18 protein-coding genes are annotated in these 23,579 nt (G+C 57.1%); 12 read left to right on the forward strand and 6 right to left on the reverse strand.

Annotation, left to right across the window (positions count from 1 at the left end):
* Window positions 1-199 precede the first annotated feature (199 nt).
* Window positions 200-1,000 carry a transposase gene (locus DXA43_RS04650; RefSeq protein WP_117806394.1) on the forward strand — a complete coding sequence of 267 codons (801 nt, stop codon included), beginning with the start codon at window positions 200-202 and terminating at the stop codon, window positions 998-1,000.
* Window positions 1,001-1,065: 65 nt separating this feature from the next.
* On the opposite strand, the gene sufU is transcribed toward DXA43_RS04650, so the two are convergent.
* The 5 genes from sufU to sufC are packed head-to-tail and all read right to left on the reverse strand — an operon-like array spanning window position 1,066 to window position 6,311.
* Complete coding sequence (sufU, locus tag DXA43_RS04655) at window positions 1,066-1,500, reverse strand: Fe-S cluster assembly sulfur transfer protein SufU (protein ID WP_117806395.1); 435 nt, start codon at window positions 1,498-1,500, stop codon at window positions 1,066-1,068.
* Window positions 1,493-2,818, reverse strand: coding sequence for an aminotransferase class V-fold PLP-dependent enzyme (locus DXA43_RS04660; RefSeq protein ID WP_199412243.1), 1,326 nt, complete (start codon window positions 2,816-2,818; stop codon window positions 1,493-1,495). Before DXA43_RS04660 ends, sufU begins: the two co-directional genes overlap by 8 nt.
* Entirely contained in the window at window positions 2,815-4,086 is a 1,272-nt protein-coding gene (locus DXA43_RS04665) for a SufD family Fe-S cluster assembly protein (protein WP_117806396.1), read from the reverse strand. The genes DXA43_RS04660 and DXA43_RS04665 overlap by 4 nt, the downstream gene beginning before the upstream one ends.
* Window positions 4,086-5,498, reverse strand: coding sequence for a Fe-S cluster assembly protein SufB (gene sufB, locus DXA43_RS04670; protein ID WP_117806397.1), 1,413 nt, complete (start codon window positions 5,496-5,498; stop codon window positions 4,086-4,088). The genes DXA43_RS04665 and sufB overlap by 1 nt, the downstream gene beginning before the upstream one ends.
* Before the next feature lie 12 nt (window positions 5,499-5,510).
* Complete coding sequence (sufC, locus tag DXA43_RS04675) at window positions 5,511-6,311, reverse strand: Fe-S cluster assembly ATPase SufC (RefSeq protein ID WP_117806398.1); 801 nt, start codon at window positions 6,309-6,311, stop codon at window positions 5,511-5,513.
* A 220-nt stretch (window positions 6,312-6,531) separates the two neighbouring features.
* Between sufC and DXA43_RS04680 the strand changes: the two genes are divergently transcribed.
* The 3 genes from DXA43_RS04680 (at window position 6,532) to DXA43_RS04690 (ending at window position 10,925) form a co-directional block, all read left to right on the forward strand.
* The gene (locus DXA43_RS04680; protein ID WP_117806399.1) at window positions 6,532-6,963 is read left to right on the forward strand and encodes an Rrf2 family transcriptional regulator; all 432 of its coding nucleotides are present in this window, start codon (window positions 6,532-6,534) and stop codon (window positions 6,961-6,963) included.
* Window positions 6,964-7,102: 139 nt separating this feature from the next.
* On the forward strand, window positions 7,103-8,923 hold the full coding sequence (locus DXA43_RS04685; RefSeq protein WP_117806400.1) for a hypothetical protein: 1,821 nt from the start codon (window positions 7,103-7,105) through the stop codon (window positions 8,921-8,923).
* Window positions 8,924-9,137: 214 nt separating this feature from the next.
* Entirely contained in the window at window positions 9,138-10,925 is a 1,788-nt protein-coding gene (locus DXA43_RS04690) for an AAA family ATPase (RefSeq protein ID WP_255413619.1), read from the forward strand.
* A 20-nt stretch (window positions 10,926-10,945) separates the two neighbouring features.
* On the opposite strand, the gene DXA43_RS04695 is transcribed toward DXA43_RS04690, so the two are convergent.
* Window positions 10,946-11,965 carry a glycosyltransferase gene (locus DXA43_RS04695; RefSeq protein ID WP_117806402.1) on the reverse strand — a complete coding sequence of 340 codons (1,020 nt, stop codon included), beginning with the start codon at window positions 11,963-11,965 and terminating at the stop codon, window positions 10,946-10,948.
* 256 nt (window positions 11,966-12,221) lie between these two features.
* On the opposite strand from DXA43_RS04695, the gene DXA43_RS04700 reads away from it, so the two are divergent.
* From DXA43_RS04700 to DXA43_RS10180, 8 genes are all read left to right on the forward strand, one after another.
* The gene (locus DXA43_RS04700) at window positions 12,222-13,325 is read left to right on the forward strand and encodes a glycosyltransferase (RefSeq protein WP_117806403.1); all 1,104 of its coding nucleotides are present in this window, start codon (window positions 12,222-12,224) and stop codon (window positions 13,323-13,325) included.
* Between the two features lie 6 nt (window positions 13,326-13,331).
* Window positions 13,332-14,372 (forward strand): glycosyltransferase, encoded by a 1,041-nt coding sequence (locus DXA43_RS04705; RefSeq protein ID WP_117806404.1) that lies wholly within the window; start codon window positions 13,332-13,334, stop codon window positions 14,370-14,372.
* Between the two features lie 74 nt (window positions 14,373-14,446).
* Entirely contained in the window at window positions 14,447-15,565 is a 1,119-nt protein-coding gene (locus tag DXA43_RS04710; RefSeq protein ID WP_158564940.1) for a glycosyltransferase family 2 protein, read from the forward strand.
* 12 nt (window positions 15,566-15,577) lie between these two features.
* Window positions 15,578-16,645, forward strand: a complete 1,068-nt coding sequence (locus DXA43_RS04715) for a glycosyltransferase (protein ID WP_117806406.1) — start codon at window positions 15,578-15,580, stop codon at window positions 16,643-16,645.
* Window positions 16,646-19,132 (forward strand): glycosyltransferase, encoded by a 2,487-nt coding sequence (locus DXA43_RS04720; RefSeq protein ID WP_117806407.1) that lies wholly within the window; start codon window positions 16,646-16,648, stop codon window positions 19,130-19,132.
* A 211-nt stretch (window positions 19,133-19,343) separates the two neighbouring features.
* Entirely contained in the window at window positions 19,344-20,447 is a 1,104-nt protein-coding gene (locus DXA43_RS04725) for an ATP-binding protein (protein WP_233540019.1), read from the forward strand.
* 1,291 nt (window positions 20,448-21,738) lie between these two features.
* Window positions 21,739-22,707, forward strand: coding sequence for a DUF2971 domain-containing protein (locus DXA43_RS04735; RefSeq protein WP_158558595.1), 969 nt, complete (start codon window positions 21,739-21,741; stop codon window positions 22,705-22,707).
* Window positions 22,708-22,850: 143 nt separating this feature from the next.
* A complete protein-coding gene (locus tag DXA43_RS10180; protein ID WP_022094837.1) occupies window positions 22,851-23,492 on the forward strand; it encodes a hypothetical protein in 642 nt (213 codons plus the stop codon).
* Window positions 23,493-23,579: the final 87 nt, after the last annotated feature.

A 23,579-nucleotide genomic window follows, 5' to 3' on the forward strand; every position in this document is an offset into this window, starting at 1 on the left:
CCGTAGAGGGGGTTCGTCTTGGGCAAACTTTTGGTCAGCTCTTGTATGCGTTGCGGGGTCTGACCTGTTGCAACGGTGCCGTTCGCCGCCCGTTTACTGCCTTTGGCCGCGCGAGTGTATTGTTTTGCGTGAATGTTTTGATGGCACGCTTCAATCGTGCTGTATTGGATGGCAATCAGATCCCGGCGAAGGGAGCGCCATGCAGCGCGTTTGGAGAACGGTTACCGGCTTTTACCATGTTTGTGCCCGCGGTACGGGCAAGCAGCTCATCTTTGAGGGCGATGAAGACCGGTGGGAGTTTTTGGAGCTGATGCGCGAGTGCTGCCGCGAGGCGGGCGTGACGGTTATCGCCTGGTGCCTTATGGGCAATCACGTGGATCTGGTACTCTCGGATTATGAGGACACGATGAGCGCGGCGATGCAACGACTGCTTTTGACGTACGCTCGTCGGTTCAATAAACGCACGGGGCGCACGGGCCATCTGTTCCAGAACCGTTTTGACCGGCGCTCGCTCGATACCGACTGTTATCTAATGGCCGCCATTCGCTATGTTCATGCTAATCCGCAGGAGGCGGGTATCGCCCTGATCGAGCGCTATCCGTGGAGCAGCTTTGCCGAGTATCTGCGAGCGTATGACAACGATATGACGAGGGGATTTTCGGACCCTTCTTGTGTGCTCGAGCTCTTTGAGTCTGTCAGGGGGTTTCTGGATTATTCTCTGTCAATGCCCGATGGTTCCGATCCGGTGATTCATGATATGGATGAGACAGAGTGGGAGCGGCGTGCGTTTGCCGACAAGATGGCGAAGCGCCTGGGTGTGCCGCTCAACAAACTCAAGACCGTAGCACCCTCGCGGCGAGACGGAATCATTTTCGCCCTGCACGATGGCGGCTACACGGTGCGCGAGATCGAACGGTATACGGGAATCAGCAAGAGTACCGTCTCTCGTATCGTGCGCGCTTATGCGCGGGTGAATGCTCAGGCTGAGGGCTCGGAATAGAAAATGGCCGAACCACTCTTGTCAAGCGATTCGGCCAACAAAATTCTTAAGATTTGGGACAAATACTACTGATTATTTTGTCCCGTGAGCATGCCGTCGAGGGTGCGCCAGGCGAGCTCGGCGCATTTGACGCGGGCGGGCATGTGCGAGATGTCCTGAAGCTGGGCGGCTTCGTCCAGGTCTTCCAAGTCCTCCTCGGAGAGCTTCTCGCCGCGGATCATGGCGAGGAAGAGTCCCGCCAAGCGACGTGCCTCCTCGACGGTCTCGCCGGTGATGAGGTCGGCCATGATGTCGGCACTGGCCTGGCTGATGGCGCAGCCGTGGCCGGTAAAGGAGGCCTCCTCGATCACGCCGTTCTCGACGCGCAACTGCAAGGTGAGCTCGTCTCCGCAGCTGGGGTTGATGCCGTCGTGCTCGTGCGTGGGAGCATCCATCTCGTACTTATAGTCGGGGTGCGAGTTGTGCTCCATAAATGTGGTGGAGGTGTAAAGGTTACCCATTGAACGTGCTCCAAACGTGATGCAGACCGGCGATGAACTTGTCGATGTCGGCCTTGTCGTTGTAGAAGGCCACGCTGGCGCGGCAGCAGGCAAGGTTCTCGACGCCCAGCCAGGTGAGCAGTGGCTGCGCGCAGTGGTGGCCGGCGCGGATGCAGACGCCGTCCATGTCCATGATGCTCGCGACGTCGTGCGGGTGGATGCCCTTGACGTTAAAGCTCACAACGCCGTGGTGGTTGTCCCAATAGATGGAGCCGATGATCTGGACAAAGTCGAGCTGCATGAGTTCGCCCATCAGATAGTGGACGAGTGCCTGCTCGCGGGTCTGGATGTTCTCGTAACCCACCGTGTTGACCAGGTAGTCGAGTGCCGCACCCGTGGCGAAGATGCCGGCGGCGTCCTGCGTACCCGCCTCGAACTTCTCGGGGACAGGAGCCCAGACGGCGTCCTGCTCGGTGACCGAATCGATCATCTCGCCGCCGGTGAGCATGGGCGGCATGGCGTTGAGCAGGTCCATCTTGCCCCACAGCACGCCGATGCCCATGGGGCCCATGGCCTTGTGCGCGCTAAAGGCAAAGAAGTCGGCGCCCAGGTCGGCCACATCGACCGGCATGTGCGGCAGCGACTGCGCACCGTCGACGACCAGGTAGCCGCCGTACTTGTGCACGAGCTTGCCGAGGTTCTTGACCGGGTTCTCGACGCCCAGCACGTTGGAGACCTGTCCCACGGCCAGGATTTTGGTCTTGGGACCCACCTTTGCAAGAACCTCCTCGGTGGTGAGCTGGCCGGTCTTGGTGGGGTAGAGGTAGACGAGCTTGGCGCCGGTCTCGCGGCAGACCTGCTGCCACGGAATCAGGTTCGAGTGGTGCTCCATGATGGTGATGACGACCTCGTCGCCCGGTTCGAGCACTGTGGGCGCAAAGCTTTTGGCGACCAGGTTGAGCGACTCGCTCGTGTTGCGGGTGAAGACGACCTCGTTGGCCTGTGGGGCGCCGATGAGGTCGGCGATCTGCTGGCGGACCTTCGCGATGGCGTCGGTGGCCTCGACGGACAGCGAGTACAGTCCGCGCAGGGGGTTGGCGTTCATGCGCTGGTAGAAGTCGCGCTCGGCGTCGAGCACACAGGCAGGGCGCTGCGCGGTGGCGGCGCTATCGAGGAAGGCGATCTCGGGGTGCTGCTGGAACAGCGGGAACTGGCCCTTGTAGGGGTTGGTCTCGATGTCCACGGTGGGCCAGCCGCGCGAAGCCTCGTCGCTGGCGTCGAGCTCCATGGGCTCGGGGGCAGTGCAGGTGTCGCATTTAACGTGCTCGGTGTCGATCATGCGAGCTCCTCTTCAAAGTTGTCGATCAGGTTGTTTCCCAGGCGGACGACGGCGGCGCGGGTGCGCTCGTCGGTGGCGGAAAGCGCGGCGTCCTCCAGCTTGGCGTGGATGAACAGGTCCTCGGCGGCGTTTTGGTCAAGGCCGCGGCAGGCGAGATAGAACAGCTGCTCGTCGCGGACGTGACCGATGGTGGCGCCGTGGTTGCCGGCGACGTCGTCCTCATCGCATAGGATGACGGGAACGGTCTTGTTGTCGACGCCCTTGTTGGCCAAGAGCACCGTCTCGCGCTCGGTACCGGTTGCACCCTTGCAGCCGTGCACGAGGTCGATGGTGCCGCGGTAGACCTTCTTGGACGTGCCGGTCAGCACGCCGTTGGCGTCGATCTCGCACTCGGTCTTGCGACCGCGGTGGCGCAGCTCATAGTTAAAGTCGCGCACCTGCTCGCGGGCGCCCAGGTAATCGGTATCGATGGTGATCTTGGCGGTATCGCCCAGCAGGTCGCCGGCAAGGCCGGTGGCGCTGGCGCCGGCACCCAGGACGGTGTGTTGCACGTTGACGCGCGCGCCCTCGTCCAGGAACAGGCCGGTGTCGTCGAGCGCGATCCAGCTATCGTCGAGCGTCTGCGTGCAGGTCACGTTGACGGTGGCGTACTCGTGGGCGCACACGCGTAGCACGGAGCCCACGACACCCTCGCCGGTAACAGGAGAGTCTAGGGCAATATGCAGGTCGAGCGTTGCGTGCGGGCGAGCGACGATGTCGATGGCGGCGATGGCCGCGGCGGCATCGACACCGCTCACACGCACGGTAACCGTGGCGTGCTGGTATGCGGGCGCATCGATGACGATGCGCTTGGTAGCGTGCTCGGCCAAGTAGGCGTAGGCAGCCTCGCCCATGCCGGTTTCGAAGGCTTCAGCAGGGGAGAGCTCCTCCTCGAGCTTGATGGCGCCAGCCTGATAGACGGATGTGGCGGGCACGTCGAGCTCGGTCTCGGGCGTGATGCGGGCGCGGTCGGCGGCATCACCGGGGGCGGAGGCGCGGCGCTCGGGGAAGCGCTCGGCCATGGCGTTCATGGCGGTGCCAAACGCGTCGGCAGCGCCGGAAAACTGCTCGCCCAAGCCTTCGACCTCAACGGCCTCCGCGGGAGCGGCGGCAAGCTCGTCAGAGAGCTCGAGCTTGGTCTGATTCATTTTCAACCAGCCCCAGGTTGCTGCGGGCATCGCGTTGACCTGCTCGAGCGTGGTAGCAGCGGCGTTGGTTTCCTGTTTCATTATCCGATCGCTCCTTCCATCTCGAGCTTGATCAGGTTGTTCATCTCGACGGCGTACTCCAGCGGCAGCTCCTTGGAGACCGGGTTAGCAAAGCCGTTGACGATCATGGTGCGGGCCTCTTCCTCCGAGATGCCGCGGCTCATCAGGTAGAACACCTTGTCGTCGCCGATGCGGCCGATGGTGGCCTCGTGGCCGATGTCGACGTTCTTGGCGCGGATGTCCATAGCGGGGATGGTGTCGGAGCGGCTCTGGTCATCGAGCATGAGCGACTGACAGCTCACGGTTGCCTTGGAGCCCTCGGCCTTGGGTGTCGCCACGATGGAGCTGCGGAAGGTCTGGATGCCGCCGCTCTTGGAGATGCCCTTGGTCTCGACGGTCGCCGAGGTCTCGGGCGCGTTGAGCACGACCTTGCAGCCGGTGTCGAGGTTCTGCCCGGCGCCGGCGAAGGTGATGCCGGTAAAGCTCGAGCGGGCGCGGCGGCCGTTGAGCACGCTCATGGGATAGAGGTAACCTACGTGGCTGCCGAAGGAGCCGCTGATCCATTCGATGTCGCCGTCCTCGTCCACGCGCGCACGCTTGGTGTTGAGGTTGTACATATTCTTGGACCAGTTCTCGATGGTCGAGTAGCGCAGGTGCGCACGCTTGCCCACAAAGAGCTCCACGGCGCCAGCGTGGAGGTTGGCCACGTTGTACTTGGGAGCGGAGCAACCCTCAATGAAGTGCAGGTCGGCATCGTCCTCGACGATGATGAGCGTGTGCTCAAACTGGCCGGCACCCTTGGCGTTGAGGCGGAAGTAGCTCTGCAGCGGGAAGTCGAGCTTGGTGCCCTTGGGCACGTAGACAAACGAGCCGCCCGACCATACGGCGCCGTGCAGGGCCGCAAACTTGTGGTCGGTGGGCGGGATGAGCGTCATGAACTTCTCGTGGACGAGCGGCTCCCACTGCGGATCGTGCAGGGCCTCCTCGATGCCGGAGTAGACGATACCCATCTTGGACGCCGTGTCCTGCATGTTGTGGTAGACCAGCTCGGAGTCGTACTGTGCGCCGACGCCCGCCAGATAGCTGCGCTCGGCCTCGGGGATGCCCAAGCGCTCAAAGGTGTTCTTGATGTCGTCGGGCACCGACTCCCAGTCGTGCTGTTGGTCGGTGTTGGGCTTGACGTATGTGACGATGTTGTCCATGTCCAGGCCCTCGATGGAGGGGCCCCACGTCGGGTCGGGAAAACGGTTGAAGATCTCGAGGGACTTTAAGCGCAGGTCGAGCATCCACTGCGGCTCGTCCTTCTTGGCGCTGATCTCGCGCACGATGTCGGGCGTGATGCCGGCGTCGACGCGCTCGAATCCCTCCTCGCCATAGGTGAAGTCGTAGAGGCTGCGGTCGATGTCCGCGACCTCGGTGCGGTTCTTGGTCATTACGTCGCCCCTTTACGCCTGCTGCTCGGCAGCGGCGGCCTCGGCCTGGGCGCGCTGCTCGGCGGCCTCGAGCTCGAAGGTCTCAAAGCCGTTCTTGTCGATCCAGGGGATGAGCGAGGCGTCGTCCTCGCGCACGATGTGGCCCTTGACCATAACGTGGACGCGGTCGACATCCAGGTGCTCCAAGATGCGCGTGTTGTGCGTGATGATGAGCATGGAGCCGTCGCAGCTCTTGCGGTAGGCGTCCATGCCGTGGCTGACGGTGGACAGAGCGTCGACGTCCAGGCCGGAGTCGGTTTCGTCCAGGATGGCGAGCTTGGGCTGCAGCAGCAGAAGCTGGAGCATCTCGACCTTCTTCTTCTCGCCGCCCGAGAAGCCTACGCCCAGCTCGCGGTTGAGGTAGGCGGTATCCATGTTGAGCTCGGCCGCGAGCTCCTTGACGCGACGGCGGAACTCCTTGCCTTTCATCTCCAGGCCGGGGCGGCCGGCAATGCTGGCGCGCAGGAAGCTCGACAGCGGCACGCCGGGGATTTCGACCGGAGCCTGGAAGCTCAAGAACAGGCCTGCGCGGGAGCGCTTGTCGGTGGTGAGCTCGGTGATGTCCTGGCCGTCAAAGACGATGCGGCCGTCATTGACGGTATAGACGGGGTCGCCCATGACCAGGTGGCCGAGGGTGGACTTGCCGGCGCCGTTGGGCCCCATCAGCACGTGGGTCTCGCCGGCGGCGACGTTAAGGTTGACGTTGTGGAGGATGGTCTTCTCGTCCACGGAGGCGGTCAGACCTTCGATGGAAAGCAGCGGATTTGCGCTCATGCTGTCCCTCTCTGTATATGGTGTACTCATAGGTGTACTAAACCCTAGGAATCTTCTCGGAATAAAGTTACTATGGGTTCTGCGTTAGTCAAGGGAAAACCCGACTAATCCACTCGACTTTTTAGATGTGGGACATAATAATCAGGTTTGTTTGCCCCGCGTGCATGGGATTTGGGACAAACAAGCCTGATTTTGTCCCAGGATCAACGGGAGGGTAGGTATGCTCATTTCTTCTAAGGGCCGCTATGCCCTCCGGTTAATGATCTATATCGCGGCGCTGGGTGACGCCGAGGGCAAGATTGCTTTGCGCGAGGTTGCCGACCGTGAACATATCTCGCAAAAGTATTTGGAGCAGCTGGTTCGTCCGCTTATGAAGGCGGGCCTGCTTAAGAGCGTGCGCGGCAAAGGCGGTGGCTACATGATGGCCAAGGACCCCGCCGAGGTGCGTGCTGGCGACATCCTGCGCGCTGTCGAGGGCAGCACGGCGCCCGTGGCGTGCGACGGCATCGACAACAGCTGCACCCGCAGCGATTTGTGCTCAACCGTCAAGTTCTGGCGCGGCCTGGACGACGTGATCGAAAACTACGTCGACGGCGTGACGTTGGCCGACCTTGCTGCCGTCCCCGAGATCAACTTCGACATTAAGCTGTAGGTTGAGCGCAATTCCTTAAGATTTCGCGGAGGGTTGTTGCCGTTTACCGAGGGGTTGTTGTGCAACAACGGGCGAGCTGCAATACTTATTTTTATCTTTGCAAACTGCACTTTAACTACACCAATGCAGGGAGGATCTTATGCAGCCCAAGCATTCTGCGATTGTCGCGGGCCTGACGCTGGCGCTTTCGTTTGGCGCCGTTTCCGTGCCGGCACCCGCCGCTGCCGAGGAGCCCACGCCGGGCGTTGCCTCGGGTGCCACCGATATCGATAAGGGTCTCTATACCCAGCAGTCCTTCTCGGGCGTGCTGAGGTCGGTCCAGGGCGTTTCGTTTGTTAACGTGACCCCCGAGATGAAGTACTTTACCAAGTACGAGAGCCATGGCAACTATAACCAGGGCTTTTCGTATGGCGACGGCTATAACGCGCTGGGTTATTACCAGTTCGACCGTCGTTGGTCGCTCATCCCGTTTATGAAGCAGGCCTACAACTACAACCCCGAAAAATACAGCATGCTCAAGGATGCGATTGATCGCGGCAGCGAGATTTCCAACACGAGCAATGCCATGTACGAGAACGGCCAGCTCACCGAGTTGGGCCGTATTGCGCAGGAGGCTTTCCAAGGTGCTTATAACACCGACCCTGTTGAGTTCTCGGCTCTGCAGGATGCGTATGCGTACAACTCGTACTATGCGGTGACCGAGGCGTGGCTCAAGAGCGGCCTGGGCATTGATATTTCGGGCCGTGCCGATTGCGTTAAGGGCATGGTGTGGAGCATCACCAACATGTGCGGCACCGGTGGTTGCAGGGACTTCTTCCGTTGGGCAAACCTTTCTAACAGTATGACTGATCGCGAGTTTGTGACGGCGCTTTCCAACAGTGTGGTCAATAACGTGGCGACCAAGTATTCGAGCCAGCCCCAGTATCATGAGGGCTGGAAGAACCGCTACCGCAACGAGCTGAAGGACTGCTTGGTTTATATCGCCGAGGACGAGGCCGCTGCCGCTGCGACGCCCGTGCAGCCCGAGCCCACGCCGGCGCCCTCGCCGACGCCTGATTCGAATGACGACTCGAGCGACGATGCCAACGATGACAGGATGGATGCGCCCTCGACCGGTGCTGACGGTGATGGCTCTGCTGGTGGCACTACCAAAAACGGCTCTACCTCGAACGGCTCCGATTCAAACGGCTCTGCTGCGGGCGATTCGTCTTCAAGCTCTGCCGGCAATACGGACAGCGACGCTTCTGGTTCGACCGGCGCTGGCACCTCTAGCTCATCCACCGGCTCGAGTGATTCGTCCGTTGGCACCGGCTCTAACAACGGCTCCGGCTCTGACGCAACCCCTGGTTCCGATGCTTCCAAGGATGACTCGAATAAGGCGCCGGACGTTCCCGTTGCTTCGCCGGACAAGAAGCCTTCTTTCTCCGAGCAGCTTGGTTCTACGCTGGGCTCTTCGCTGATGGCTGGCGTCAATAACGGCTCGACCCAGAACAAGGGCAACTCTGATCAGGTTTCCACGGAAAAGATCGAAGCCGCAAAGGGCGACTCCAAGGACAAGGCTTCCGAGAAGACCGAATCCGATAAGGGTTCTAGCTCTGAGGAGAAGAGCGACAAGTCCGAACAGAAGAAGGACGAGGATAAGAAGTCTGAATCTGAGGAGAAAGACAAGAGCAAAGGCAAGACTGAGGACGGAAAGCAGCAGAGCGAGGACAGCGGTAAGGGCAACACCGATGACCAGGTCCAAGAGCAAAATGACTCCAAAACGGTGACCACCACGACCACGACGACTACAACTACCAAGTCCTCGGGCGGCAACATGCCCAAGACGGGCGATCTGATTGTGATGGCGAGCCTTGCCAGTGCAAGCTTGGCCACACTGGGCGCTACGTCTATCGTAAGTGGTAAGCATAAGCTCGATCAGCAGAAGAAGGCTTCTGGGGAGGACGGCTTGGAGGAGTAATCTTCCAGATCGTTTTCTATAAGAGTTTGGGACGGGGTCCGGTGCGGCGGCATCGGCCCCCCTTTTTTTGTTGTGCAACGATTTGTTATGCCCCCTCGGGGGTCTGTTGCTACCGCTGCCCGAAACGTTTGCATGTCGATATTGTTGCGCTCTACCCGCTCGCTACAATGGGCATCGTGCTGCGTTAGAAGGAGAGTTTACGGTGTCTGAACAGGTGAATTGTGGTTTTACTCATGCGTTTGGTGCACGGTTGCTCAATCATGCGGATAGCGCAGCTCTACCGGTTGATGCACACGACTTTTCCGATGCAATCAATCGGTGTTTACTCGTCGATAAGACTATGTTTATTGCCGATATATTGGACAGTGAAGCACCTGTTGCGCTTTGCTGTCGGCCCAAGGGTTTTGGCAAGAGCATGAATTTATCGATGCTCAAGTGCTATTTGGAACGACCTGATCGCCGGCTGCCGGATCGAAGCCTGTTCGCTGGTACCCAGATTTGGCAGGCGGGCGGCGGTCGCTATCGTGATGAGTACGCGAGTTATCCGGTCATCATGCTCGACTTTACAGCTGCCGCTTCGAGGCATGGTGCTGGTGCTGCGGCAGCAATTCGCGGGGCTGTCGTGCGCGAGTGCGCCCGATTACTGCCGCTGCTTGCCGCGCCTGATCTGTCAAGACGTGAGGTTCGTCTTATCGAGAGGGCGGCGCGTGGGGTGGCCAGCGATAAGGAGATCGATGCGGCGCTTGGCGTGCTTATCAAGCTGCTCCAGGCAGCTTTCGATGAGCAGGTTGTTCTTCTGATAGACGACTACGACGCGGTATGTCCAAAGCGTTTGGACGCTAAGGACGACGGTAGCGTGGATTCCCTAGAGTCGCTCAGCCGAATGCAGTTCGACACCATTGCCGACGCCGGCGACTCGTTGCGATTGACGTGTCTTATGGGCGAGCGCCCCGGTCCTGCCGAGCTTGCGTTGTCCCAACGTGGGGTTTCCTATCGGTCGGCGACAGCGTTGTCGAGTTGGTGTGATCGATGGTTCGGTTTTTCGGACGACGAAGTCCAAGTGCTGTTGGATTGCATCGGTCGCAACGGCTGTCTGGATGACGCGCGTGAGTGGCTCGAGGGCTATCTGTTTGGTGGTTTTTATTGCTCGAGCCCGGAGCGCGTGGTGGACTACGCACATCGCGATTGCGTCGCGCCCGTTCGGGCGGATCTGTATTGTTACGCCGACCGTCTGGGCGCATGCGTCGGCGACTGGAATCTCATTCGCCTGTCCACATTGTTCGATTTGGTTGAGCCGCATGGGTTTATTGAGGCGCCAGTGCATATGCATGCCGAGGAGGTCGATGCCGCCAAGCCCGAAGATATCTGGACTGCGCTGTATCTGTCTGGATTCCTTACGACGGATATGACGGGGCATTCGGAGGACGGCGCGTGCCTTCGTTCCCTGCGTCTGCCTAATAACGAAGTGCGTCAGGCGCTCCGTCTTGTAATTCTGGAATGGTTTGAGTGCGCCGTTGAGGACGTTGGAGTTATCGACTCGTTCCATGACGGGCTGTGTCGAGGAGACGAGGACACTGTAAAGCAAGCTTTGAGCTGTGCTATCGGCGATCTGGGCATCGATGTGGGCCAATCAGATATGCCGACAGCCTATCATCTGGCGCTTCAGGGGCTCTGCTTTGGACTGCCCGGCTATTGCAATCCCAGCTCCAAGCGAAGTGGCGTCTCGGATCGCTGGGATATCCAGGTGATTCCCACCGGTCGGGTGTTTGACGTGGCCGACACGCTCGGCATGCTCGATGAGCGACCGCTCATTACGGTCAACATGTTGTACGACCCTGGCGTCGATGCCCTGGGCCTGGAACTGTTGGCGGTTCAGGCGCTGCTCGACATAGAGCGCGACGGCATCGATGATATCCGCGTGCCGCGCCCCGCCGTCGGGCGCATGCGTTGGGGTTTTGGCTTTGACGGTCAGCGTGTGTCCGTGGTGTGCCAACGACTGTAGCGGCGGGCGAAAGCCCTTTACTACTCGGCGTCCTTCAGGGGCGGCATGGGCTTCCAGTTGGGATCCTTAACGATCTTGCGGGCGTCCTTCATGCCGCGGCGCAGCGCCGGAATGCCGGTCTTAAAGCATTTGTCGACTGCTGCCAGACGAATGAACTCCTTGCAGAAGGTCGCGGCATTGCCCAGACGGAACAGCATGGGGTGGTAGTCACCGTAGATCTGCATATAGCGAGCGAGGAAGCCTCGGTTGCGCATGATGTAGTAGCGGTTGGTGTCGCTCGTGGAGTTGAGCTGTCGTTTGCCGGCGATATCCCAGTTGGAGACGGCGCGGGCGCGCTTGAGCACCACGTCGGCAACCACGGCGGCGGGGAAGTGCTGGCTGGCCACGTAGCCGTAGCAGGCATCGTCGCCGTAGATAAAGAAGCGCGCGTCGGGCAGGCCAATCTTGTCGACCACGCGGCGCGAGAACATGCCGCCCTCAAAGCACAGTTGGTTCATGGTGCGGTAGCCCTCGGGCCCCAAGTCCCACTTGGCGATGGGGTTAGGGATGCCGAGCGAAAGGATGAGCTGGTACTGCCAAAAGAAAGCGCCGCCGTCAAAGTCCAGGCGCGAACCCTGGATGACATCGTAGCGGTCGGTCCACTTGGCAAGACGCTCGATGCCTTCGGGGATGACGAGCACGTCGTCGTCCATCACCCAGAACCACTGGCCCCCCAGATCGTAGGCGCATTTAGTGCCAGCGGAGAAGCCGCCCGCACCGCCGCCGTTTTCGAGCTGCGGGGCGTAGATGACACGGTCGGTGCCGCCCTGCGCGTCGGGCTGCTCGGTGTCGATGCCCCACAGGCTGGCCAGGCGCTCGTTGAATGCGGTGCACATGGCCTCGGTCTCGCGCGAATTCTCGTTATCGACAATCACGATGCGCCAGGGCGTTGCCGTGAGCTCGGTCATGGAGTCGAACAGGTTGGCCAGGAGTTCCTGGCGCTTGTACGTAACGACAACGATGGCGAGCTTATCGATGGGAGCGGGAAGGGTTGAAGGCATGGGGCAATATATCCTTTCACGCGCGGCGGGCGAGCGCTGCGCGGAAGCTATCGAATACGTCCTTGGGACTGTTCTATTGTAAAGGCTCACCGCACCTTGTCGGCAAGCTTTGAATAAAACGCAGGAACCTGCCACGGGCCCGCCGCATGACGTGCGGCTACTTTGCCCGCAAGAGGCTCCATAGATTATATAAACGCACGCTGGCGCGCTAACCCTTTGATACCATGAAACGACAGGTATTTCCTAAGGAGCACATTTGTCTACTAATTCCTCTGGCAGCCCTGTTCTGTCGCTGCTTATTCCCATTTACAATGTTCAGCGCTACCTGCGCGAGTGCCTCGATTCCGCCCTGGCGCAGACGCTCAAGGATATTGAGATCATCTGCATTAACGACGGGTCGACCGACAACTCGCCGGCGATTATTCGCGAGTATATGGAGCGCGATAGGCGCGTCAAGATGATCGACAAGGCCAACAGCGGCTACGGCGACTCGATGAACCGCGGTCTGGAGATGGCGCGCGGCAAGTACGTGGGCATCTTGGAGTCCGATGACTTTATGGCGTCCGACGCACTCGAAAAGCTTGTCTCGGCCGCCGATAGCAATAATGCCGACTTCGCGAAGGCGAACTTTGATTTCTACTGGTCTAAGCCCGAGGAGCGCCGTTCGCTGCACGAGATGTTTAAGGCAAGGGATTGTGGCAAACCGGTGCATCCCAGCAATACGACGCAGTTCTTTAAGCAAAAGCCATCGATTTGGTCGGCCGTGTACCGTCGCGATTTTCTTGAGCGCAACGGCATTAAGTTCCTGCCGACTCCGGGGGCATCCTTTCAGGACACGTCATTCGCCTTTAAGGTGATCGCGTGCGCCGATAAGGCTGTTTACCTGCATGATGCCGTGTTGTCGTATCGCCAGGACAACGAGAATTCCTCGGTCAATTCTTCGGCTAAGGTCTTTTGCGTCAATACCGAGTATGCCGAGATTGAGCGTTGGATTCGAGAGGATTATGCCCGCGACCACGCAAGTGATGACGTCGCGCGCATGCTCAAGTTCAATCAACTCATTAAGTACGATTCGTACATGTGGAACTATGTGCGCCTGGCGCCTAAGTTCTATAAGGAGTTCCTGGTGCAGATGGCTAAGGAATTTCAGGCGACCTTGGACGCGGGGGAGTTTTCGCTTGACGACCTCAAGCCGTGGAAGCGCGCGAATCTCGCTGCCATCCTCAAAGATCCTCAGGGCTGGGTTGACGAGCATCCGAGTTTTGCGACGGATGGTGCCTTGGGGCGTGCTAAGTATTACGCCTCGGTTGGAGGCCCAGGCGTGATCGCCGCCTTCCTCATCGAATCGCTAAGGGGGTAGGTCGGCATGGGAGAGGCCTCGCGTCCTAAAGCTACCATTGTCGTCCCCGTTTACAACTCTGCGCGCTCCATTCAGCGATGCCTCGATTCGCTGCTGGCCCAGTCCGAGCGCTCGATTCAGGTTGTGTGTGTCAACGACGGTTCGACTGATGATTCGTTGAACGTGTTGCGTCAGATCGCGCAGGCCGACGATCGCGTACTGGTGATTGACCAGGAAAATGCGGGCGTCTCGTGTGCTCGAAATGCCGGTATCGATGCCGCCGAGGGCGAGACCGTCTTTTTTGTGGATGCCGACGATTACATCGATGCCCAGACGGTCGAGCGCGTGCTGCATGCCATGGAGTCTGCAGATGCCGAGGCCGCCGTTTTTGGCGGCGTCTGTGAACCTGCCGATGCTGCCCCCAAACGCGTCCAGCAACTCATGAGCCCCAAAGCCGGTACCTTCGGCGCTCGTGATCCCCAACTGCTGTTCCATTCGAATGCGCAGCCCTATGCCTGTCGTGCGGCTTTTTCGCGCGAGCTGCTCAATCGCGAAGGCATTCGCTTCGCCCCCGGTTTGGCTTTGGGCGAGGACGTCGTCTTCCAATTTGCGGCTTATGCGCTTGCCCGCAGGACCGTCGTCATGCCGGACAAGTTCTACCACTACGTGATGGAGAGCGAATCGGCGACGCACGAGTTCAACAGTGCCGAGGCTCGCGCCAAAAAGCTTGACTCCCACATGAGGATGCTCGAGGAGGTCTTGGAGGACTGGGCGGCCTACGGTCTTTTGGACCTGTGTCCCGGCGAGCTGATCACCTGGTTCTTGGACCTTATCGTGTTTGATTTGGCGCGCTTGGATGCTGATGGCTTCCATCGCGTGGCGGCTCGCGTCAACATGGACCTCACGACGTTTTTGGGAACGGAGTGGGCGGATATGCCTGCTAAGGGTGCCGTTCGTCGTGTTGCCCACAAGCTCGTTGCGGCGACCTCGGGCGTTTCGATGGCAGACGCCACGCAGTTCTATCTTTCGACTCGCGGTCTCAAAGCCTGCCTGGAGCGCTTTATCTAATTCCAGGCGCTGCCGCCCGCCGCAACTCGGCTGCTAAAATAACCCTGTTACACGCTATCCAACAGGAGGTTCTCTTGCAGAACTCTGATACCCCTAAAGTTTCGCTGCTTGTTCCCATCTGCAATGTTGAGCGCTACCTGCGCGAGTGCCTCGATTCCGCCGTGGCGCAGACGCTCAAGGACATCGAGATCATCTGCATCAACGACGGCTCCACCGATAGCTCGCCAGATATCATCCGCGAGTACATGGAGCGCGACCCCCGTGTAAAGATGATTGACAAAGCCAACAGCGGCTACGGCGACTCGATGAACCGCGGCCTGGAGATGGCGCGCGGCGAGTACGTGGGCATCCTTGAGTCCGATGACTTTATGTTTGAGGATTCGCTCCAAAAGCTGGTCGCCAAGGCCGATGCTGAGCATGCCGATGTGGTAAAGGGCGACTTTTACCTGTATTGGTCCACGCCCAGCGAGCGCCGCGAGCTGTTTGGGATCATCGACGAGCATATGACGGGCGCCGCGTATCGCCCCGTCGATCGCCCGGGCATCTTCTACCGCAAACCTTCCATTTGGTCGGCTATCTATCGGCGCGAGTTCCTCAACGACAATCAGGTTCGCTTCCTTCCCACGCCGGGCGCTTCGTATCAGGATGCGGGTTTTAACTTTAAGGTCTGGGCATGCGCCGAGCGTGCTGCGTTTATCGCGGACCCCATTTTGTGCTATCGCCAGGATAACGAGAAGAGCTCCGTTAATTCGCCCAACAAGGTGTTTTGTGTGTGCGACGAATATGCCGAGATGCAACGTTTTTTGGATGAACGTCCCGAGCTCAAGGCTCAGCTCCAGGGCATTTTAATGCGCATGAAGGTCGATACGTACCGTTGGAATGATGAGCGCCTGGTCGATGAGTTACGCGAGCAGTTTTGGGAGAAGGCCTCTCCCGAGCTCAAGTCCGATTGGGATGCCGGTCGCTTTGATCTGTCGCTGTTCGATCCGCGTGGCGAGACCGACTTGCGCCTGATGGTCAAATCGCCCCGCGCCTATATCGATTCGCGCTTTGACTTTAAGAAGCCGGGCAAGCTCAATACGTTTAAGCACTACTTTAAGATTGGCGGGCTGCCGTTGGTCTGGCGCGTGCTGACGTATCAGCGCACCTACGGTGATAATCCGCACCCCGATGACGTTCCGGTCGCACAGTAGGAGCACTTGACTATGGCTACCCCCAAGATTTCCGTTGTCGTTCCCATCTATAACGTGGAGGAGTGCCTGGCCTGGTGCCTGGACTCCCTGCTTGCGCAGGACATGCCCGATTGGGAAGGCGTGCTGGTCAACGACGGCTCGCCGGACGGCTCGCGCGATATTGCGGCTACCTATTGCGAAAAGGACGCGCGCTTTACGTTGGTCGATAAAGAGAACGGGGGCCTGTCGAGCGCGCGCAATGCAGGCATCGCCGCGTCCACGGCGCCTATTGTCGCGTTCTTGGATTCCGACGACCGCTTTACGCCCGATGCATGCCGCGTGATCGTCGATGCCTTTGAGCGCGAGGACTGCGACGTGTTGACCTTTGGCGCGAACCCGTATCCGCTGGAGGCGGGGTATCCGTGGCTTAACTATGTGCTTAGCCCGCGCGATGTGTCGTTTGAGGGCTATAGCTCCGACCTGCTGTTTAAGGAAGCGTCTCGTCCCTTTGCATGGCGCACCGCCTGCAAGCGCGACTTCTTGCTGGGCAACGGGATCGTGTTCGACGAAACCGTTAAGTATGGCGAGGACCAGGTCTTCGACTTTGCCGTGTACGGTCGTTCGCACAAGACCGCGCTTATCTCGAACAAGTTGTACGACTATCGCGTGGCTCGCAAGGGTTCGCTCATGGACACCATGCGCTACGACGACGAGACACGTCTGCTGGAGCACGTGAAGATTTACTCCGCTATGCTGGCTGACTGGCAGCGCGACGGTCTCGACGCACAGCATGCTGATGACCTGGCGTACTTCCTGTGTGATCTGGTGCTGTACGATGCGCTGAGGTTGCTGGGTTCGGACTGCGGCAAAGTGTTTGCTGCCGTTGCCGCGGCGCTTAACGGTTCTGCCGTGGACAACGATGCTGCGCTCGCACAATGTGCTCCTTCGGTTGCCGCCATGGTGCGCGCGGCACTTATCGGTAAGGCCCCTGCTGCTCGTTTGTGCAAAAAGCTCATGTTCGCTTACGACGTCTTGAGGTTTGGGCGCCTGGGTGCCTGCAAACGCATGGCAGCGAACGCCCTGGGAAAGCGAGAAGTGTAAATGAGTATCAAGCGTTTGGCGCTTTGCCGCAGCCAGGGCCGTCTGTTTGTGCTGCTTCGTTTTGCCGGTCAGGATGTCGCCGCGCTTATTGAGCGGGAGGGTTCTCAATCGTTTGCCCATGCGACGACGAGTGGTTCTTGTGTGCCGTCGCTGGTGCTCCCGGTCGATCATGGCCGTGTGCTGGCGCTTTGCCCTTCCGTTTCCGATTACGAGCGCGAGCTCGCCGTCTTGGTGCTTCCGTTTTTGGATGGCTCGTCGATGGATGTCGTTTTTGCATCCGGTTGCCAAAGGTTGGGCTCCATTCGCCTCGATAGCCGCGTGGCCAAGCTGGAATCCAAGATTAACTACAAAGCAAAGCCTGCGCTGTGTGCGCTTATCCGCGATGCGCAGCGTGGCGAACACTGCGGCCGCTACGAGATCGATGCCATTCGCTATTTACCGGCAGACGCCGGCGCGGTGTGGCGCTATGAGGTCGCCTGGGCGGGAGACCCCCAGTGCGCACCTGAGTTCCAGATCTTCGATACGCATATGAATGCCATCGATGTCACCGTGCATGTGTTCGAATCGCAGGTCAATGTGCCGCAGCAGGACGGATGCCGTGTCAATAAAACGTATCTGAGCGTAGAGATGCCTCAGGATATACGAGATTTTGTCGCGATTGTGAGCGATCCCACAGAGCGGATCCAGAACGGGTTTTGCGCTATGGATGGTCGCCTGTACAACGGCATGGTCGACGATAGCTGGAACCGCATGAAGGACGCGCGTGCAGACGACGCAGCTTATCGGCGTTGGTTTGAGCAACATCGCGCAAAGCCGGCCGATTTGGTGTGCCAGCGTGTCGCTTCGGCGGCCTTTGCCTATAGGCCGCTTGTGAGCATTGTGGTGCCGTGCTACAAGACTGATCGGGTCTACCTGCGCGAGCTGCTGGACTCGGTGCTAGCCCAGAGCTATGACAACTGGGAATTGCTGCTTATGGACGCCTCGCCCGAATGGGACGCGGTGGCCGCCCTTGCGGCAGGCGCTCACGACGAGCGCGTTCGTCGCATCGAGCTTCCCGGCAACGGCGGCATTGTGCTCAACACCAACGCTGGCATTGAGCAAGCGACGGGCGACTACATCGCGTTCTTGGACCACGATGACATCCTGGAACCGGACGCGTTATTCCACTATGTTGCCGCGCTGAACAAGGTTGCCGAGGGCGAGCGTCCCCAGGTCCTGTTCTGCGACGAGGATATGTTCCAGAAAACGGGGGAGTGGGGCCAGCCGGTCTTTAAGACGCGGCTCAACGTCGACCTGCTCTATAGCCATAACTGCGTGACGCATTTTCTGATGGTGGAGAAGGCACTTATCGATCGCATTGGCATGTCTCCGGAAGATGTTGCGGGTGCCCAGGACTACGACCTGACGCTCCGCTGCCTTGCGGCGGGCGCACGGTTTGAACATGTTGCGCACGTGCTGTATCACTGGCGCGTGCATCCGGGATCGACCGCCGATGGTTCTGCCGATAGCAAGCCGTATGCCATCGAGGCCGGGCGCCTTGCGCTGCAGCGCCACTTTGATTCGTTGGGCGTTCACGGGACGGTCGAGGAGACCGAGACGCCGTTTGTCTACCGCATGCGCTATGCGCTGCCAGAGCCTGCGCCGCTGGTGAGCATTGTGATTCCCACCAAGGATCACATTGAGACGCTCGACGCCTGTGTGATGTCGATCGCCCAGAAAGCCACGTATGCCAATTACGAGATCGTCTTGGTGGAGAACAACAGCGAAGCCCCGGAGACGTTTGCATATTACGAAACCCTGCCGGAACGCGTGGCTGCTGCATCCGAAGGCAAGGGCATCGCGCGCGTTGTGTACTGGCCGGGTGAGTTCAATTACTCCCAGATCATCAACTTTGGTGTGGAGCATGCCAAGGGCGACTACCTACTGCTGCTGAACAACGATACCGAGGTCATAAGCCCCGATTTTATCGAAGAAATGATGGGGTATCTGCAGCGTCCCGATGCGGGCGTGGTGGGCGCCAAGCTCTACTTTGCCGATCATCTGGTGCAGCACGCCGGCATTGTGGTTGGCGTGCGTGGCGCACTTGCCCATGCCAACCAGGACTTCTCGGCAAAGCGCGAGGGCTATCTTGCCCGCGCTGTGCGCCCGGGCAACTTTAGTGCCGTGACGGGCGCCTGTCAGATGGTGCGACGCGACGTATTTGAGCAGGTCGGCGGTTATAACGAGGAATTCGCCGTCGGTTTTAACGACGCTGACTTTTGCCTTCGCGTGTGGGAGGCTGGCTACCGCACCATCTTTACGCCCTATGCCGAGCTGTATCACTATGAGTTCACCTCGCGCGGCAGGGAAGAGGCCAACGAGGAAAAGTTGCGCCGTTGGAAGCGCGAGCAGGCATTGTTCATGCAGCGCTGGCCGGAGTTCTTCTTAACGGGTGATCCGTGGTTGGGGCCGAACTTATCCGCTGAGAGCGAGTTTTTCTCGCTTTAAATAATGGATATTAGGAAGCCCTCAACTTACTTTCGATATGAGCTGAGAAGATAGCAACGTCTAGGCGATTTGCTGCAATACTTCACGATAGCTCGATACTTCCGCGATACGTTTATACAGACTTATGCAACACGATATAATCCGATATAGTCTACGATAAACTTATAAAGCTAAGATTGACCGATAATCGATTGTCTTGAGAGGCAAACAAGTGAGCGCTACAGCATTCCATAACCCGTTTCGTCCCACTGCCGGCGCTGAGCCTCCGCGCATAATTGGTCGTGATGATATTGCCCTTGAGTTTACCGAGAGTTTGAATGCGGGAATTGGTGCACCTGCGAGGCTCATGCGCATTGCTGGACCGAGGGGCTCCGGAAAAACTGTTTTGCTCTGTGATCTTAGGGATCGTGCTCGAGAGCTTGGATGGAAGACCGCTATTGTCTCTGCTGGCCCTAACCTATTGCTGGACTTGAGGGATCAGGTTGCTGATTCTTCCCTTGCGACTAATGCTTCGGTCGGCGTAAACGCCGGCTTTGTTTCCGCGAAAGTCGACGTTGCGCCCAAAGAGTCGAGCCTTAGAAAGTTGCTGAGTTCGGCAGCGAAGTCATCCAAGGGCCTTTTTATTGCCATCGATGAAGTTCAGGACGCCCCGATTGACGATATGCGTGCCATTGCGTCTACGGTTCAGCTTTTGATAGGGGAAAAAGTAGATATCGCACTTGCCTTTGCTGGTTTACCCGCCGGTGTTATGGATCTTATTAACGGCAAGGCGCTTACGTTCTTGCGTCGTGCCCTCCCCGAAGATCTGGCGCCTATCAACCAGGTGGAGGTAGCGCTCTCTATGGGCGACAGCTTTATCGCGACTGGCTTGACCATAGAGGACGATCTTCTGTCGAGAGCCGCTAAGGCCACTAAGGGCTATGCCTATCTGGTGCAACTGGTCGGTTATTCCATTTGGCAGCGCGCCAACTTGCATCGTGCCAAAAGTGCCATTGTGAGCGAGCGCGACGTCACCGAAGGCATTGCGCTGGCAGAGGCTCGTTTTCACGATGTTGTTCACGAGCCCGCGATTTCTGGACTGGGGCCTAACGATATCAAATACCTTTTGGCGATGTGCGAGGACAAGCAACAGTCCAAATCATCCGAGATTGCTAAGCGCATGGGTAAAAAGACCAATGAGGTCAGCTCCATTAGGGCCAAATTGCTACAAAGAGAGGTTATTCAGGCGCCACAGAGAGGCTACGTGCAGTTTGCCGTGCCGGACCTAGATATTTATCTGCGAGAGAATGCCGAGGAGATTCTCGAACGCTTCTAGGTCGAGTGAGGGCGACGTCATGTTCTTTAAGACTGCTATCAGCGTCGATTGCCATATCGGGTTTTTCTGGGGCGGCAGTCCCCGTGATAATAGAGATGTGGCATTCATCGTCGCCCGCTAATCAGATTTCGTCTATCTATAACATTGCGTGTTTTAATTTGCAGGAACAAAGATATCATTCGCAAAGCGTGAGGGTTATCTTGCCCGTGCACAACTGTTTTCGTTGCTAGACACCAAAAGCAACCCTTTTAGTTGCATGAGACATAATGCAACTGTTTTCGTTGCTATATACCAAACGCAACCCTTTTAGTTGCAAGAGACAAAATGCAACGGTTTTCGTTGCCTGATGCCAAACGCAACTCTTATTATGTAGTTGTTAGCTTTCTCACATACATTCATTTACAACAGGCATCTACGAATTCAGCCGTCTCATATATTCCTTATAAGGCATGAGAAAATGAACCCGATACATGGTATTCAGCGCTAAAAGAGACGAAATGGACATACCGTCTCTATGCTGCCGATACGGCATCGCGAACAACCCCTTCGCGCGGTTGCCCTTGCCCTTGAGCGACTCAGGGAAGTAGATCTCGTCGAGCTCGCCGCCGCAGCCCCGCCCGGCCCTGAATGGGGGCAGTGGGCCGAGAGGCACTCGATCAGCCTATGGCGCATGGCGTAGGCGGTCTTGAGGCAGACGCGGCTGCGCTCGACCTCGTAGGCGGAGCCGGCCGTGTCGTCGAACGCCGCCGCGCGGATCACGTCCCTGACGGACTCAATCGCGCGGCGGCGCTCGGTCCCGCTCAGCTTCGCCATGTCCCGTTTGAAGGCGATTACCAGGTCCTCGGCGTTCATGCTGCCCCGCGGTCTACGAGGCTAACGATATGGCGCCGTGGGGACAGATGTGTGTCAATCCTGGTCTAACAGAGCTTTTTTAATTGACGCGCCCATATAAATCTTTTCTGCATACTCGACTGCTTCTGCAGCCTCTGCGGCGCTCCGTAATTGGTAAAGCGACCTGACAGAGAGTGGAATTCGATGTCATAGCTGGCGTCTTCATCGGAGGACAAGACTGCTTGATGACTATATGTTTTCATCTCTAGCCATCTCAGGCTATTATAAATATATCCGTTGGCAGCTTTTACGATTTCCGGTACGTTCCAATCGGAATCATTTTTTGGTAGTTGATAGACATGACTTCTGCTTCGTATGTGCATTCAGTATTTTTGCACTGGATAAAATCAACTGCATCTAATTTAGCTAGATCGGGAAGCGATATTGCATGGCGCTAAGCTTGACACAGAAAGAAACATATCGGGAGACGCTGGCTAATCTCGTTGCCAAGCAAAACGATGGCGCCTCCATTGTTTCCGCAAAGAAGGAGCTGGAAGCGCTATCGACTTCTCTCGTCCCGCGAATGCTTTACCGCTATCGACCTCCAAGTGAATACGCTTTTGCCGATCTAGAAAACGCGACTGTTACATTTTCTCATCCAAAGGTTTTCAGCGATCAGTGCGACTCGGTACCGATCTATAACTGGAATGGTATAGATGAAATCGAAAGTAATCTCAATGATGATGAACAAGCGTTAAAGATAATAAATCAAATTGATTTTAGACGACTTGCGTTTGTTTTAGGGGTTCTGGGGGCTCCTTTTAATCCAGCAAGAATAGATGAGTTCGAGATACTATCCGATGAGGGAAAAGTTAGTCTTTTTCGCTCGGCTGTTAAAAACTTGCGCTTATTTGTTGGAGGATTTGTTGCCCCAGTTCATCAGAATAGCTGCCGAAATTGTTGTCGCATTTTGTGCCTAACGGACAATCCTAGCGATTCGAATATGTGGAATGTATATTCCGAAAGCCAAGCGGGTTTCGTTCTTGCTTACGACAGAGAAGCTATTCGCAATTGCAACATAGCTAACGGAATGCGCACTGAATTATTACCAATTTTATATGATGACGAACCATTTAATTGCGACCCTCAAATTGCTTGGACTGCTGCTAGGATGCTTGGTCTTAATGTGAGCAGTGATGACATGCTTAGTGATCTACGGGCAATTTACAGAAAGGGCAGTGTGTTTGAGCGGGAGAACGAATATCGTGCCCGTCTTGTACCAGAGCCAGATGAGCTTGAGATGAATTATGTACAACGCCCATGCAAGCCGTTGCGAGTTATTCTTGGGAGCAGGATGACTCAAGAGGATAAAGAGCTTTGCATTTGCGCGGCGAATAAACTGGATATTCCTGTAGATGAACAGTGCTAGTTATCCTTTAATAGTGCCGTATAGTCAATTATTTGTCAGCTGAATCGGGCGTCAGTAGACTTCTGAGCTGGCGATTGCTATATCTACGGGGGCATTTCGAAAGATAATTTGGTGTAATTTACGTTAACGGGAGTTGCTTGTCTATGAGTTTATCTTTATCAAATTGGGATTACTACTTGGTTCTTGAAAGAGAGCTTGTTAATTCCTTTAATTATGTTGAGCTGAGCAACGATAATTTCTCAACTTATTCAGTTGAATTTGCAAAGATGCTTTTATCGATTTGTTCTGAATTTGATTCGGTTTTTAAAGATTATGTCGAACTTCGATCCGGAAATAGACCATCTAATATCAAGGAAGCATTCGAGTGCCTGTCTGCTTTGAATGATATTGCCTTTGTAAATGAGGTAGTTGACATTGCGATTAACCAGAGTATTTCACTCAAACCTTTTAATGCGTGGATAAATGGAATGTATGCAAAATTAACTTGGTGGGATAGCTATAACGCTGTGAAACATGATCGTGGTACGTATTTTAGAAAAGCTAATTTGGAGAACTGTTTGAATTCACTGGCAGCTTTATTATGTATCGAAATTGTCAGTTTGAAATGTTTTGGAGTTAAGCGTTTGACTCCAGTTAATCGATTGTTTCGTATACCTAACAAACAACTTTGCCGATCATTGCCGGGCCAAAATGGACAATGGGATTTGGTTATCGATTCTAAGGAGCTGAATGAAACATCAAATATGAGACCTGCAAATTTGATGATAGTGAAGAGCGTGAGCTAGCGATACTTTGGATCGCACAAAAAATAGATGGCGTAAGCGTGGGGGTGTTCCTATAGTTTTGTCAACTGGGAAATGCTCTCCGTGCGA

This window comes from Collinsella sp. OF02-10 (assembly GCF_003463445.1).
In the GTDB taxonomy this organism is placed as follows: Bacteria; Actinomycetota; Coriobacteriia; order Coriobacteriales; family Coriobacteriaceae; genus Collinsella.